The 15,257-nt window shown below is 60.6% G+C and carries 13 protein-coding genes; 11 read left to right on the forward strand and 2 right to left on the reverse strand.

The features are described 5' to 3' along the window. Positions 1-32 precede the first annotated feature (32 nt). Both J2W49_RS14780 and J2W49_RS14785 read left to right on the forward strand, forming a co-directional pair. Entirely contained in the window at positions 33-1,046 is a 1,014-nt protein-coding gene (locus J2W49_RS14780) for a porin (protein WP_310317550.1), read from the forward strand. A 297-nt stretch (positions 1,047-1,343) separates the two neighbouring features. Then, positions 1,344-2,270, forward strand: a complete 927-nt coding sequence (locus J2W49_RS14785; RefSeq protein WP_310317552.1) for a porin — start codon at positions 1,344-1,346, stop codon at positions 2,268-2,270. 125 nt (positions 2,271-2,395) lie between these two features. Here the strand turns inward: J2W49_RS14785 and J2W49_RS14790 are convergent, their stop codons facing one another. Beyond that, on the reverse strand, positions 2,396-2,701 hold the full coding sequence (locus tag J2W49_RS14790) for a ComEA family DNA-binding protein (protein ID WP_310317554.1): 306 nt from the start codon (positions 2,699-2,701) through the stop codon (positions 2,396-2,398). 427 nt (positions 2,702-3,128) lie between these two features. Between J2W49_RS14790 and J2W49_RS14795 the strand changes: the two genes are divergently transcribed. From J2W49_RS14795 to J2W49_RS14825, 7 genes are all read left to right on the forward strand, one after another. Further along, a complete protein-coding gene (locus J2W49_RS14795) occupies positions 3,129-4,715 on the forward strand; it encodes an ABC transporter substrate-binding protein (RefSeq protein WP_310317556.1) in 1,587 nt (528 codons plus the stop codon). Between the two features lie 63 nt (positions 4,716-4,778). Further along, positions 4,779-5,759: an ABC transporter permease gene (locus J2W49_RS14800; protein ID WP_310317558.1), complete on the forward strand. Its 981-nt coding sequence runs from the start codon at positions 4,779-4,781 to the stop codon at positions 5,757-5,759. 14 nt (positions 5,760-5,773) lie between these two features. Beyond that, entirely contained in the window at positions 5,774-6,991 is a 1,218-nt protein-coding gene (locus J2W49_RS14805) for a M20 aminoacylase family protein (protein WP_310317562.1), read from the forward strand. Positions 6,992-7,027: 36 nt separating this feature from the next. After that, positions 7,028-8,605 (forward strand): ABC transporter substrate-binding protein, encoded by a 1,578-nt coding sequence (locus J2W49_RS14810; RefSeq protein ID WP_310317565.1) that lies wholly within the window; start codon positions 7,028-7,030, stop codon positions 8,603-8,605. An 83-nt stretch (positions 8,606-8,688) separates the two neighbouring features. Further along, the gene (locus tag J2W49_RS14815) at positions 8,689-9,597 is read left to right on the forward strand and encodes an ABC transporter permease (protein ID WP_405001039.1); all 909 of its coding nucleotides are present in this window, start codon (positions 8,689-8,691) and stop codon (positions 9,595-9,597) included. A gap of 193 nt (positions 9,598-9,790) precedes the next feature. Further along, entirely contained in the window at positions 9,791-10,786 is a 996-nt protein-coding gene (locus J2W49_RS14820; RefSeq protein ID WP_310317572.1) for an ABC transporter ATP-binding protein, read from the forward strand. Then, complete coding sequence (locus J2W49_RS14825) at positions 10,783-11,883, forward strand: ABC transporter ATP-binding protein (protein WP_310317575.1); 1,101 nt, start codon at positions 10,783-10,785, stop codon at positions 11,881-11,883. The genes J2W49_RS14820 and J2W49_RS14825 overlap by 4 nt, the downstream gene beginning before the upstream one ends. 157 nt (positions 11,884-12,040) lie before the next feature. Here the strand turns inward: J2W49_RS14825 and J2W49_RS14830 are convergent, their stop codons facing one another. After that, positions 12,041-12,889 carry a MurR/RpiR family transcriptional regulator gene (locus J2W49_RS14830; protein WP_310317577.1) on the reverse strand — a complete coding sequence of 283 codons (849 nt, stop codon included), beginning with the start codon at positions 12,887-12,889 and terminating at the stop codon, positions 12,041-12,043. A 59-nt stretch (positions 12,890-12,948) separates the two neighbouring features. On the opposite strand from J2W49_RS14830, the gene tal reads away from it, so the two are divergent. After that, positions 12,949-13,890, forward strand: a complete 942-nt coding sequence (gene tal / locus J2W49_RS14835) for a transaldolase (RefSeq protein WP_310317581.1) — start codon at positions 12,949-12,951, stop codon at positions 13,888-13,890. A 263-nt stretch (positions 13,891-14,153) separates the two neighbouring features. Then, a complete protein-coding gene (xylF, locus tag J2W49_RS14840; protein ID WP_310317585.1) occupies positions 14,154-15,173 on the forward strand; it encodes a D-xylose ABC transporter substrate-binding protein in 1,020 nt (339 codons plus the stop codon). Positions 15,174-15,257 lie beyond the last annotated feature (84 nt).

The following is a 15,257-nucleotide window of genomic DNA, read 5'->3' on the forward strand; positions in this document are numbered from 1 at the left end:
CGGCCCTTTTTTCAACCTTGGAGAAACTCTCAATGAAAAAGACTCTGATTGCTCTGGCCGCTGTGGCAGCCACCGGCGCTGCCTTTGCTCAGTCTTCCGTGACCCTTTTCGGCATCGTGGATCTGAACGTCCGCAATGTGAAGCAAGGCGGTGAAAGCCTGACCTCCATGTCGCAAGACGGTATCGCTTCCAGCCGCCTCGGTTTCCGTGGCGTGGAAGACCTCGGCGGTGGCATGAAGGCAGGCTTCTGGCTGGAAGGTGGCCTGAATCCCGACACCGGCACCCCCACTGGTCTGATGTTCCAGCGCCGCAGCACCGTGAGCCTGATGGGCAACTTCGGTGAAGTGCGCCTGGGTCGTGACTACACCCCCACCTTCTGGAACCACACGGTTTACGATCCGTTCGGCACCAACGGCGTGGGCAGCTCGCTGAACACCTTCGCGCCGCTGGGCAGCGGTACCAGCACCCTGGTGCGTGCCAACAACAGCATCGGCTACTTCCTGCCAAACTTCGGTGGCTTCAGTGGTCAGGTCATGGTTTCTGTGAAGGAAACCAAGGCCGACAACACGCCTAACGAGTACGCTGGCCTGCGCCTGACGTACGCTGCAGGTCCTCTGAGCGTGGCCGTGGCCACCGGCAAAGAGGGCGCAACCGAAGGCTTCACCGAGTCCTTCAAGCGCACCAACATTGGTGCTTCCTACGACTTCGGCGTGGTCAAGCCCATGGCTCAGTACACCCTTGCCAAGTTCGGCTCGGCTGAAGTCAAGCACCTGGTGGTTGGCGTGGTTGCTCCCGTCGGTCCTGGCAACATCAAGGCTGCCTACACCCGCTCTGACTACAACCCAGCAGCTGGCAACGGTGATGCCAACCAGATCGCCGTGGGTTACGACTACAACCTGTCCAAGCGCACCGCTGTGTACGGCACCTACTCCCGCCTGACCAACAAAAACGGTGGTTCAGCATTTGGTATGAGCCCCAATGCTGCTGCTCAGACGCCCAATGGCAAGTCCACCGGCATCGAGTTCGGTCTGCGTCACGCCTTCTAAGCATCTGGCTGGCGCAAGCCAGCTTGTTGCTTGATTGCAAAAAAACCCACCGCGAAAGCGGTGGGTTTTTTTATGTGCAACCCCCATCTGGCATGGCGAAATAGACAGGGCATGACTGGCGCAAAACTTGCTCTTATTTAACCGGAAATGTCGTGTTGCTCATCTGCAACGTTTTTTGCTGGAAAGCTTCAGAATTTAGGGATTACCCGATGCTTTGAATAAACCAGTGCCTAAGATGAGCAGGTGAAAATTTTTTTGACAAACCCGTTGTATCAACCTCCTTCAAGGAAATCTCCCATGAAAAAATCACTGATTGCACTGGCCGTTCTTGGCGTGGCTGGCGTTGCACATGCGCAGTCCAGCGTGACTCTGTACGGAATTGTTGACGTGGGTGTCATCAAGAACAAAGACGCTGCAACCGAAATGAGCTCGGGTTTGCTGAGCGGAAGCCGCCTGGGCTTCAAGGGAAGCGAAGACCTTGGTGGTGGCCTGAGCGCCGTCTTCAAGCTCGAAGGTGGTCTGGCTGTGGACACCGGCACGCCCGATGCTTTCAAATTCAACCGCGAATCCTATGTCGGCCTGGCCGGTGGTTTCGGTGAAATCCGTTTCGGCAAGATCTGGACGGCTTATGACGACATCGCCTGGAACGTGAATCCGGTGTTCGACTCCGCCTTTTCGCCCGCCGTTGTCCGTCCTAGCCTTGGCTTTGAAGGCAACCCGAACAACGGTATCAAGTATGTTTCACCTGAATTCGGCGGCGTGAGCGGCGCATTCAGCACCAACCTGCGTGAAGGCGGTGCTACGCGCAGCACGGCGTTCCAAGTCAAGTATGAAGGTGGCCCGATCTATGCTGGCCTTGCTCATCAGATTGACAAAGATGGCGTCGATGAAACCAAGTACACCACTGTGAACGGTACCTACGACTTCGGTGCTGCCAAGCTGCTGGCCGGCTATGGTCGCACAGCGGAAGGCAGCGTTAAGGCTACCGATCTGTCGATTGGCGCTGATGTGCCGCTGGGTGCTGTGACGCTGTCTGCTGGTTACGTACAGACCAAGGTAGACGGTTTCAGCGAACGTCTCCGCAGCTTCGGCCTGGGTGCTACCTATGACCTGTCCAAGCGCACCGTGCTCTATGCGGGTGCTCGCAAGGTCAACGACACGACCTCTGATCTGGGTATTGCTGCTGAAACCACCTACGGTCTCGGTATCAAGCACTCGTTCTGATAATTGGCGGTCGTTGACCGCCTGATCTCAGAAGTCAAAAAAAGGCCGCTGGAAATCCAGCGGCCTTTTTCATTCGGAGTTCATCCTGTGGCGGTGGCCCTGAGGGCCCCGTCGCCTTCGGTTGCCTATTTCTTTTCTGCAGGCGTTGCCGTGGCGGTGCCTGTGGTCTTGAATGCCGCGCCATTCACCGTCAAACCCTCGGCAGAGAGCTTGGCGGCGCGTTTGTCGCCGATACCTGGCACGCGCTGGATGAAATCGTTCCAGTCCTTGAACTTGGCGTCTTTGCGTTGTTCGAGAATCTTGGCCGAGGTGCCTGGGCCGATGCCCTTGATGCTGTCGAGATCGGCCACAGTGGCCTCGTTGACGTCCACCGCAGCCATGGCAATGGTGGTAGCGAGTGCTGCCATGGTGGCGAGAATTTTTTTGAACATGCGTTCCTCCTGATTGAAGTTGTTTAAGTGTCGCGACAGAGGAGGTGAATGGAGCATGCTGCCGCAACCCTCGATGGTGCAGCTTGATTTCCCCTCCCTTGTCGCGGGGAGGAATCTACATTGGCCTTCTTCGTTCGTCATGCCCCATTTGGAGGATGCTGCCGGGCACAGCTTGTGCACGTTTGTGGGCCATCGTGAACGGACCGTTGCCAGCTGATCGCGCTTCATTGCGTGGCTTGAACTGCCACGTGCAACGCCATTAGGGCGTCTTTCACGCCATCAGAAATTCGAATGACACCGAGACAAATGACGCCTTGGCGACGCTCTGGGCTGACGTGTGGCCTTTGCTTCGGGTAAGTCCGGAGCGTGTGCAGGAACGTTTGTTGCATAGTGTCGGAATGTTCATTTTTAATTTAGGTGTCAACCAATGAAACTGCGCCAAACCAACCTGCGGATGGCTGTCTTGTGTGCCGCTCTGGCACTGGGGGCCGGAGGCTTGCACGCCAAAACATTCAAGTGGACCAGCGCCAGCGACATTCCCACCTGGGACATCCATTCCCAGAACAATGCGCTGGCCAACGGCGTGCACGCTGCCGTCTACGAGTCACTCGTCTACTACAACAGCCGCACGTTCAAGCCCGAGCCCATGTTGGCCAGCGGCTGGACGCAGGTTTCACCCACCCAGCTGCGGATCACCTTGCGCAGTGGCGTGAAGTTTCATGACGGTTCGCCGTTCACCGCAGACGACGTCGTGTTCTCGCTAGAGCGTGCGATGAGCAAGACCTCCAATTTCACCGTGTACACCCAGGGCATCACCAAAGTGGTGAAAGTCAATCCCACCACGGTCGACATCATCACGGGAGGCCCCAACCCGGTGCTGATCAACCAGATGACAGAGCTGCGGATGATGAGCAAGGCCTGGGCAGAGAAGAACAATTCGGTCGCCCCGAAAGACATCAAGACCCAGGACGAGAATTTCGCGCACCGCAACGCCAACGGCACCGGGCCCTTCATGCTCAAGGAATGGCAGCCCGACCAAAAGATTGTTCTGGTGAAAAATCCCAACTGGTGGGGTAGCGCCGAAGGCAATGTGACCGAGATCGTCTATTCCCCCGTGAAGAACGTGGCGACCCGCATGGCGGCGTTGCTCTCGGGTGAAGTCGACTTCGTGCTCGATCCCAGCCCGCAGGATCTGCCCAGGGTTCGTTCCAACGCCGACCTGAAGGTGATTGACGGTGTCGAGAACCGCACCATCTTCTTCGGCATGGACCAGTTCCGCGACGAACTCCCGGGCAGCAACGTCAAGGGCAAAAACCCCTTGAAGGACCAGCGCGTGCGCAAGGCGCTCTACCAGGCCATCGACATGGACGCCATCGCGCGGGTCACGCTGCGCGGCCTGGGTCAGCCGACAGGTGCGCTCGTGGCACCACAGGTGGCTGGGTGGACGGAAGCCGTTCATGCCCGCTATCCGTTTGACGTGGCTGCAGCCCAGAAGCTGCTGGCCGATGCTGGGTACAAGGACGGCTTCGAAGTCGACTTCGCCTGCCCCAACAACCGCTACATCAATGACGAACAGATCTGCCAGGCTGTGACGGCCATGTGGGCGCGCATCGGTGTGAAGGCCAAACTGCGCACGCTCCCGCTTTCGACCTACTTCCCCATGATCCAGCGCTATGAAGCCAGCATCTATATGTTGGGCTGGGGTGTGCCCACCTTTGATGCGCTCTACAGCCTGCAGTCACTGGTCCGCACCACCGGTACCGGCGGCGACGGCAATTACAACGTGGGTCGCTACAGCAACCCCAAGATGGACAGCATCATTGACCGCGCGAAGACCGAGACCGATCAGTTCATCCGTCCGCGCCTGCTCACTGAAGCCTTGGCTCTGCAAAACGAAGACGTGGCACACATTCCGCTTCACAACCAGATCATTCCCTGGGCGATGAAGAAGAACATCGACGTGGTGCACCGTGCCGACAACCGTCTGGACTGGCGCCTGATCAAGGTAAACTGAAAATCAGCCTGATGACCGGGGGTCGCGCACCAAGGTGAGCGACCCTCTCTTTATTCCCACAACATGTTTGCATTCATTCTCAGGCGGTTGGCGCAGGCCGTGATCGTCATGGTCAGTGTGGCGTTCATCGCTTTCATGTTGTTCCAGTACGTGGGCGACCCTGTCGTGTTCCTGCTGGGGCAAGATGCGACCGCCGAGCAGATCAGGGAGCTTCGCGCCGACCTTGGACTGGACAAGCCCTTCTTTTTCCAGTTCGCCGCCTTTCTGGGCAATGCGGTTCAGGGCGAATTCGGCTTGAGTCTGCGGCAAGGTGCGAAAGTGTCGCGTCTCATCGCAGAGAGGTTTCCTGCCACGCTGGAGTTGTCCATGGTGGCTGCCCTTCTGGCGCTGCTGATCGGCATTCCCATGGGTGTCTACGCTGCGCTCAAGCGAGGCACCTTCACCAGCCAAGTGTTCATGACGGTGTCCCTGCTCGGCGTGTCACTGCCGACGTTCCTGATCGGCATCTTGCTCATTCTGGTGTTTGCCGTGAACCTGGGCTGGTTCCCCAGTTTCGGCAGGGGCGAGGTGACGCAACTGGGTTGGTGGACCACGGGTTTGCTGACCGCCAAAGGCTGGCACCACATCACACTGCCGGCCATCACCCTGGCCATTTTCCAGCTCACCCTGATCATGCGACTGGTACGGGCCGAGATGCTGGAAGTGCTGCGCACCGACTACATCAAGTTCGCACGTGCCCGTGGTCTGACGAACCGGGCCGTGCACTTTGGCCACGCACTGAAGAACACGCTGGTGCCTGTGATGACCATCACAGGTCTGCAACTCGGGGGGCTGATCGCCTTTGCAATCATCACCGAGACAGTGTTCCAGTGGCCGGGCATGGGGCTGCTGTTCATTCAGGCGGTGACCTTCGCCGACATCCCGGTGATGGCGGCCTACCTCTGCCTGATCGCGTTGATCTTCGTGGTGATCAATCTGATTGTGGATCTGCTGTACTTTGCGGTGGATCCCCGCCTTCGTGTGGAAAAGGCGGGTGGACATTGAACGCGAGGCACGACTTGTCTGCATCGCGCATCAAGGCCCATGGCCGTGCGTTTGCGCATATCGCCGCCTTTCACCCGGAGCTCACGGCACTGCGGCGCGACCTTCATGCCCATCCCGAACTGGGCTTTGAGGAACACTACACCGCTCGGCGGGTGGTGGAGTCGCTCAAGGTCTGCGGCGTGGATGAAATCCACACCCAGATCGGCAAAACGGGGGTGGTGGCACTGATTCATGGTCGCTCTCGCAGCAGTGGGCGAATGATTGGCCTGAGGGCCGACATGGATGCACTGCCCATCACCGAGAGCAACGACTTTGCTTGGCGTTCGACCAAGCCCGGCATGATGCATGGCTGTGGTCACGATGGCCACACCACCATGCTGATCGGCGCTGCCCGCTATCTGGCACAGACACGCCACTTCGATGGCACGGCGGTTCTGATTTTCCAGCCGGGTGAGGAAGGCTTTGCTGGCGCCAAGGCGATGATGGAGGACGGGCTCTTCGACCGGTTTCCAGTTCAGGCTGTGTATGCCATGCACAACTGGCCACAGATGCGTCCTGGCATGGTAGGTGTGAACCCGGGCCCCATGATGGCTGCCGCCGACCGCATCACGATCGAGATCACCGGCAAGGGCGGTCATGGTGCCCACCCCTACCTCACGGTGGACCCGGTGCTGGTGTCGGCGCACATCATCACGGCGGTACAAAGCATTGTGTCCCGCAACGTGCGGGCCATCGACAGCGCCGTCATCAGTCTGTGTGCCATGCATGCGGGCGACATGGGGGCTTTCAGCGTGGTGCCCGGCAAGGCCACGCTGGTCGGTACGGTGCGCACCTTCAACCCGGACGTGCAGGACGTGGTGGAGCGTCGACTCCATGAAGTGTGTTCGGGGGTGGCGCTGGGCCTGGGCGCTTCCGCGCATGTGAACTACGAGCGCATTTACCCGGCCACCATCAACAGCGCCGACGAAGCGCGTTTTGCGGCCGATGTCGCTCAACGCCTGGTGGGACATGACCACGTGGATCGCCAGATGGACCCAAGCATGGGGGCAGAGGATTTTTCTTTCATGTTGCAGGTCAAGCCCGGCGCTTACCTGCGGCTGGGGCAGGGCGGTGAGGGCAGTTGCATGCTGCACAACAGCCGCTACGACTTCAACGACGATGTTCTGCCACTGGGTGCTGCCTTGCACGCGGGGTTGATCGAGCACGGCATGCCCATCGCATTGCCTGATTAGGCATTCTCTTTCTGGTAACCGTTATAGGAGCGACACATGAAATTCAAACAAACGCTGACTTCTGCTCTGGTCGTGACCGCTGTGTTCGCCATGGGAGCGGCCTCTGCGCAGACGATCCGGATTGGCAACCAGGGCGATGCCTTGTCCATGGACCCACACTCCCTGAATGAGTCGCTTCAGCTGAGTGTCACTGGCAACGTCTACGAGCCGCTGGTGGGCCGTGACAAGAACCTCAATCTGGTGCCGGCACTGGCTTCCAGCTGGAAGCAGACCTCGCCTTCCGTGTGGCGCTTCGAACTGCGCAAGAACGTGAAATTCCATGACGGAACACCCTTCACGGCCGACGATGTGCTGTTCAGCTTCGCGCGGGCCGCTGGCGACGGGTCGGACATGAGGAGCTACACCAACGATGTGAAAGAGGTGCGCAAAGATGGCGATCACGTCGTGGAGATTGAAACCAAGGCACCGTTCCCCATCCTGCCCGACGTGATTTCGTTGCTCTACATCATGAGCAAGAAGTGGGCGGAAGAGAACCAGGCGACTCGCCCGGTGGATCGCCGAAAGGGCGTGGAAAATGCCGCGTCGTTTCGCGCGAATGGAACAGGCCCATTCCGCCTGCGCGAGCGTCAGCCCAATGTGAAGACCAGTTTCGTGCGCAATGGCAACTACTGGGGCAAGATTGAAGGCAATGTGATCAATGTGGAGTACACGCCCATTGGCAATGACGCCACGCGCGTGGCGGCTTTGCTTTCGGGTCAGGTGGATGTGATCGAACCGGTGCCGCTGCAGGATGTGGCGCGGATCAATGCCAGCGGGAAGTCCAAGGTCATGCAGGGGCCTGAGCTGCGCACCATCTTTCTTGGCATGGACCAGAAGCGCGACGAACTGCTGTATTCCAGCGTGAAAGGCAAGAACCCGTTCAAGGACAAGCGCGTGCGCCAAGCCTTCTACCAGGCCATCGACATCAACGGCATCCAGCGCACGGTGATGCGGGGTGCTGCCAATCCGACCGCATTGATGGTGGGGCCAGGCATCAACGGCTTCGACGCCGCCATGAACAAGCGCCTGCCCTACGACACCGAGGCGGCCAAGAAGCTGCTCGCGGAGGCGGGCTACCCCAACGGTTTCGAAGTGGGCATGAACTGCCCCAACGACCGCTATGTCAACGACGGCGCCATCTGTCAGGCTGTGGCAGCCAACCTGGCGCGTGCAGGGGTCAAGGTCAATCTGCAGGCCGAAACCAAGGGCACCTACTTCCCAAAAATTCTCAAGCGCGACACCAGCTTCTATCTTCTGGGCTGGACGCCAGGCACCTACGACTCGCACAACGCACTCAACGCCCTGATGCGCTGCGTGGACGACAAGGGGTCTGGCCAGTTCAACCTGGGTTCCTACTGCAACCCCAAGGTGGACGAGCTGACCTTGCAGATCCAGTCAGAGACCGACAAGACCAAACGCGACGCCATGATCAAAGAAGCATTCAAGCTGCACGCCGATGACATCGGTCATCTCCCCCTGCACCAGCAGGCGCTGGCCTGGGGTGTGGCGAGCAACGTGGAGTTGGTGCAGTTGGCAGACAACTTCATGCCATTCCGCTACATGTCGGTGAAATAACCATCCGACTCCCAGCAGCCGGCTGGTCGTGAAGTTCTCATGACCAGCCGGTTTGTGTCCTACCTCCCGGAACGTTCAACGTGATCAGCACCTTCAAGCGGTGGTCCAACAGCGATGTGGGCCACAGTTTCACTCATTCGCCCACGGCGCTCGTGGCGGCCGTGATCGCACTCATCTGTGTGATTGGCGCCGTTTTCGCCCCGTGGATTGCGCCGCACAACCCTTTTGACCTGGCCACGCTGGAGTTGTCCAACGCGCGTCTGCCCCCTGCGTGGAGCGAGGAGGGCTCGCGAAACTTCCTGCTGGGCACTGACGATCAGGGGCGCGACATCTTGTCCGCGATCATGTATGGCGCGCGCATTTCACTGGCTGTCGGATTGGCGTCCGTGGTGCTGTCTGTGGTCGTGGGTGTGGCTTTTGGTTTGCTTGCCGGCTTCATTGGTGGCTGGATCGATGCTGTGCTGATGCGACTTTGCGACGTGATGCTGTCTTTTCCGGCCATCCTCGTGGCCCTGCTGATCGCAGGCGTGGGCAGGGCGTTGTTCCCGAATGCGCAGGACACGGTGGCCTTCGGGGTGCTCATCATCTCGATCTCACTCACAGGCTGGGTGCAGTACGCCCGCACGGTGCGTGGATCGACGTTGGTGGAGCGCAACAAGGAATACGTGCAGGCCGCGCGAGTGACTGGTGTGGCCCCGCTTCGCATCATGCGCAGCCATGTGTTGCCCAATGTGATGGGTCCTGTCATGGTGCTGGCCACCATCCAGGTGGCCACCGCCATCATCACGGAAGCCACGCTGTCTTTCCTGGGGGTGGGTGCGCCACCCACCTCGCCGTCGCTGGGCACATTGATCCGGGTCGGCAACGACTACCTGTTTTCAGGTGAATGGTGGATCACGATCTTCCCGGGTCTGATGTTGGTGCTGATCGCCTTGTCGGTCAACCTGCTCGGTGACTGGCTGCGTGATGCCCTGAACCCCAGATTGAGATGATGAACCACCTCCGCCGCGCTATGCGCGACCCCCTCAAGGGCGCGATACCAGTGGGCCAGCAAAGCCGGGTCCACGGTATCTCTGGACAAAGACATTTCGCTCCGGAGAGGGCTTGGTGTGCCCCCGCGAAGCTTCAGAGATTCTTTTGCATGTCTTTGCTTTCGTCTGCGCCTATACCCCAGAGCTTCTTCTCATGAGCCTTCTACAAGTCAAAAACCTCGTGGTCGAGTTTCCGAGCCGTCATGGCACGCTGCGGGCACTCGACGACATCTCCTTCGACATCGCACCTGGGGAAATCCTTGGCGTGGTGGGTGAGTCCGGTGCGGGAAAGTCGCTGACGGGCGCCTCCATCATCGGCCTGCTGGAACCCCCGGGTCGTGTGGCGTCCGGCGAAATCCTGTTGCACGGGCAGCGCATTGACAACCTGCCCTATGAAGAAATGCGCAAGGTGCGTGGGCGCAAGATCGGCGCCATCTTTCAGGACCCGCTGACCTCGCTGAATCCCCTCTATTCGGTCGGGCGCCAACTGATCGAAACCATCACCACCCACCTGCCGGTGAACCAGGCAGAAGCTCGGCAACGTGCCATCCAGCTGCTCAAGGACACCGGGATTCCAGCGGCCGAACAACGCATTGACCATTACCCGCACCAGTTCTCCGGCGGCATGCGCCAGCGGGTCGTGATCGCCCTGGCCCTGGCGGCCGAGCCGCAGCTCATCGTCGCCGACGAACCCACCACCGCGCTGGACGTGTCGATCCAGGCGCAAATCATCACCCTGCTCAAGACCATCTGCAAGGACCGGGGTGCCGCCGTCATGTTGATCACGCACGACATGGGCGTCATCGCGGAAACCTGTGACCGTGTGGCCGTGATGTACGCTGGGCGTGTTGCCGAGATTGGTCCGGTGCACGAGGTGATCAACCACCCGGCCCACCCCTACACAGCGGGTCTGATGGCCTGCATCCCCGACATGGGAGAGGATCGGGACCGCCTTCACCAGATCGACGGCGCGATGCCGCGGCTCAATGCCATTCCCAAGGGCTGTGCCTACAACCCTCGCTGCGAGCGGGTGTTTGATCGCTGCCATGTCGAACGGCCCGACCTGCTGCCAGCCGGTGCCACCCAGGCTGCCTGCTGGCTTCATGCGGGTGCTGCCCAGGCGGTCTCTGCACAGGAGGTGACGGCATGAGCGCAGACCTGACCGTGAAGCCGGTGGACACATCCGCTGGCGTGCGCCGCCACGATGCCGCTGCAAGCGCTGCGTTGGCCCAAGGTCCCGCGACAGGCGAGGCGAAAGCACCGCTGGTGCGGGCCACCGATCTGGCCAAGACCTTTGATGTCTCGGCCCCGTGGCTGAACCGCGTGCTGGAGCGCCAGCCACGCCAGCTGCTGCGGGCGGTCGATGGCGTGTCGTTCGACATCCCGCGCGGAGAGACGCTGGCGTTGGTAGGTGAGTCCGGCTGTGGCAAGAGCACCGTGGCCCGATTGCTGGTGGGCTTGTACGAGCCCACGCGCGGCGGCTTTGAATTCGATGGCCAGGATGCGCACGCGGCGTTCAAGACCCCTGAAGGCCGCAAGCTGCGTCGGCGCATCCAGATGATTTTTCAGGACCCGTATGCCAGCCTGAACCCGCGATGGCGGGTGGAAGACATCGTTGGGGAGCCACTGCGTGAACATGGCATCGAGACAGAGCCTGTGGCGCTGCGAGCCCGGGTGGATGCGCTTCTGTTGTCGGTGGGGCTTTCTCCGCTGGACCGGGTGAAGTATCCGCACCAGTTTTCCGGTGGGCAGCGCCAGCGCATTTCCATCGCTCGTGCACTGGCCACGCAGCCTGAGTTTCTGGTGTGTGATGAGCCCACGTCGGCGCTGGACGTGAGCGTGCAGGCGCAGGTGCTCAACATCATGAAGGACCTGCAGCGGGAACTGGGGCTGACCTACCTGTTCATCAGCCACAACCTGGCTGTGGTCAGGCACGTGAGCGATCAGGTGGGTGTGATGTACCTGGGCCGGCTGGTGGAGCTGGCACCCAAGCACACCCTCTTTGACAGCCCGCGCCACCCCTACACGCGCATGCTGCTTGACGCCATTCCCAAGATGCACGACACCGGCCAAGCGCGGACCCCGGTGTCAGGCGAGGTGCCCAACCCGCTGAATCCGCCAGAGGGCTGTGCCTTCAACCCGCGGTGCCCGCATGCCAACGACCGCTGCCGAAGCGAGCGGCCGAACCTGCTGGATCTGGCAGGCATCCGCATTGCCTGCCACGCGGTGGAGGAGGGCAGGATCTGAGGCTCAAGTGCGATGCCCACATGGTGCATCCGGCGCGTGTGGGTCCAAGACCAGAGATGCCGCGGAACCGGCTCCGCCGGGCCACAGGCATCGTCCCCCTCAGGGGGAAGCCGCGTCAGCGGCGCAGGGGGGCGTAACCTGTGCGCAGCGCGCACGGTTACGCATACCGCTTGCTCCGCAGGTTGTTTTTCATTTCCTTGAGCAGCGGTTGCAAGGTGGAGCCGCCTATGCGCAACGCCAGGCAGGTGGCGACCACGTCAATCACCATCAGGTGCATCAGACGCGAAGTCATCGGGCTGTAGCGGTCGTAGCCCTCGGGGTGGTCTGCGGCCAAATGAATGTGCCCTGCCTGTGCCAGGGGTGACCCGCTGGTGGTGATCACGATCACGGTGGCGCCGTGTTTGCGCGCAATGTCGGCCGCGTCCATGAGATCGCGAGTGCGGCCCGAATTGGAGATGATCACGACGCAGTCACCCGGGCCCAGCAGCGAGGCGCTCATCACCTGCATGTGGCCGTCGCTGTAGGCGATGGCGTTGATGCCCAGGCGGAAGAACTTGTGTTGCGCGTCCTGCGCCACGATGCCAGAATTGCCCGCCCCAAAAAATTCAATGCGCCCGCGCTTCTTGTAGGTAGCCAGCAGCGCGTCCACGGCCTTTTCTACCGCGTGGGTGGAGGCGTCGTTCCGGTACTTCAAAAAAGCGGCCACCGTGTTGTCGATCACCTTGACCAGCACATCACTCACCTTGTCATCCACGTCCACGCTGCGATGGATGAACGGCACGCCTTCGCTGACCGTGCCCGCGAGCTTGAGTTTGAAGTCCGAGAGGCCGTCGTAGCCCATGCTTCGGCAGAACCGCACCACCGTGGGTTTGCTGACATGCGCCCTGTCGGCAAGGGTGGACACAGGCAGGCTGGCAAAGCTGCGGGGGTCCAGCAGCACCAGTTTGCCAACCCGCTGTTCAGCGGGGGCCAGGGAGGGCAATGAAGCTTTGATGCGGTCGAGCATGCCCGGATGGTAATCGAGTTACATAGAATGGTGAAACTTTCACACCCGATAATGACGCCATGAATCAGCTAGACGCCCTCAAACAGGTCACCACCGTGGTCGCCGACACCGGTGATTTCAATCAGATTGCCGCTTTTTCTCCGCGTGATGCGACCACCAATCCGTCTCTGATCCTGAAAGCGGTACAGAAACCGGAGTACGCGCATCTGCTGCAAGATGCTGTTGCCCAGTACGGCGCACAGGGCCTTGAGGAAACGATGAACCGCCTGCTGGTGCGTTTCGGCTGCGAGATCCTCAAGCACATTCCCGGGCGCGTTTCCACCGAAGTGGACGCGCGCCTGAGCTTTGACACCGAGGCCACCGTCACACGGGCTCGCCGCATCATCGACCTGTATCAAGGGGAAGGCGTGCACGTTGACCGTGTGCTGATCAAGATGGCCTCCACCTGGGAAGGCATCCAGGCGGCTGCGAGACTGGAGCGCGATGGCATCCACACCAACCTCACGCTGCTGTTCTCGTTCGCACAGGCCGTGGCCTGCGGTCAGGCCAAGGTGCAGCTGATTTCGCCCTTCGTTGGCCGTATCTACGACTGGTACAAAAAGAGCGCCAGTGCCAACTGGGACGAGGCAGCCCATGCGGGCGCCAACGACCCCGGGGTGAAGTCGGTGCGGACGATCTACAACTTCTACAAGAAGCATGGCATTGCCACCGAAGTGATGGGCGCGAGCTTTCGCAACGTGGGCCAGATCACGGCACTGGCTGGTTGCGACCTGTTGACCATCAGCCCCGACCTGCTGGCACAGCTGGCCGCCAGCGACGCTGCGTTGCCCAAAGCGCTGGACGCCGAAGCCGCGCGGGCCATGGACATTCCGTTTGTTCAGTATGACGAAGCAGGTTTCCGCTTCGCGCTCAACGAAGACGCCATGGCCACGGAGAAGCTGGCCGAAGGCATCCGCGCCTTTGTTGCGGACACCATCAAGCTCGAAGGCATGATGTCGTAAACGACCCAGACCCGGGCACCGACAAGACCCCGCGAGGCGACTCGTGGGGTCTTGTCGTTTGTGGACCCAAGGCGAGCATTCGAAGTTAGTTTTATTAACGAACTATTTCGGGTTTGCCCCTATTCGCTTTCCGGGCATGCGCTCGAATAATTAGTTCGTCGTCCATACAAAATGCGCGGAGCTGCATGGCGTAGGGCACGATGGTTCTGAACGGCCTTTCCACAAACACCGGCCTGGCACAGGCCATTCCAACGGAGACACTGATGAAACTGAAGACAACACTGACGGCGCTGGCCCTGAGCATGGCTGCCGCGGGCGCGTTCGCCCAGGTCGTGGGGGTGAGCTGGTCCAACTTCCAGGAAGAGCGCTGGAAGACCGACGAAGCCGCGATCAAGGCGCAGTTGGCCAAGGCCGGTGCCAGCTACATCAGCGCCGATGCGGGTGGTTCCCCGGAAAAGCAGCTGGCCGACATCGACAGCCTGATCTCCAAGGGCGCCAAGGCGCTGATCATCCTAGCCATGGACAAGGATGCCATCCTGCCCGCCGTGAACAAGGCCAACCAGCGCAAGATCCCCGTGGTGGCCTATGACCGCCTGATCGAAGCGCCAGGGGTGTTCTACATCACCTTCGACAACGTGGAAGTGGGCCGCATGCAGGCACGCGCCATCTTCGAGGCCAAGCCCAAAGGCAACTACGTGATGATCAAGGGCTCGCCGACCGACCCCAACGCCGACTTCCTGCGCGGTGGCCAGCAGGAGATCATTGACGCCGCTGTGAAAAAGGGCGACATCAAGATCGTGGGCGAGGAATACACCGACGGCTGGAAGCCCGAAGTGGCCCAGAAGAACATGGAACAGATCCTCACCAAGACCGGTGGCAAGGTGGACGCCGTGGTGGCCTCCAACGACGGCACCGCTGGGGGCGTGGTCGCTGCGTTGAACGCCAAGGGCATCAAAGGCATCCCGGTGTCGGGCCAGGACGGCGACCACGCTGCACTCAACCGGGTGGCCCTGGGGACGCAGACCGTGTCGGTCTGGAAAGACGCGCGCGATCTGGGCCGCGACGCGGCAGCCGCTGCCGTGACCCTGGCCAAGGGCGAGAAGGTGGCAGGTGCCCAGACCTGGAACGGTGGTGAGAAAAAGGTGGAGCTGCAGGCCCAGTTCCTCAAACCGGTTGCGATCACGGCCAAGAACCTTGATGAAGTGGTGAAGGCCGGCTGGATCAAGAAGGAAGACCTCTGCAAAGGCGTGGACGCCACCAAGGGCCCGGCCGCTTGTAAATAAGCACCCCCTGCGCTGCTGCGTGGCTCCCCCTCAAGGGGCGCACCCAGCGGCCTTGCGGAGCCAGTTCCGCGGGTGCCCCATGGA

Origin of the sequence: Hydrogenophaga palleronii (assembly GCF_031457455.1) — a bacterium.
Lineage (GTDB): Bacteria > Pseudomonadota > Gammaproteobacteria > Burkholderiales > Burkholderiaceae_C > Hydrogenophaga > Hydrogenophaga palleronii_A.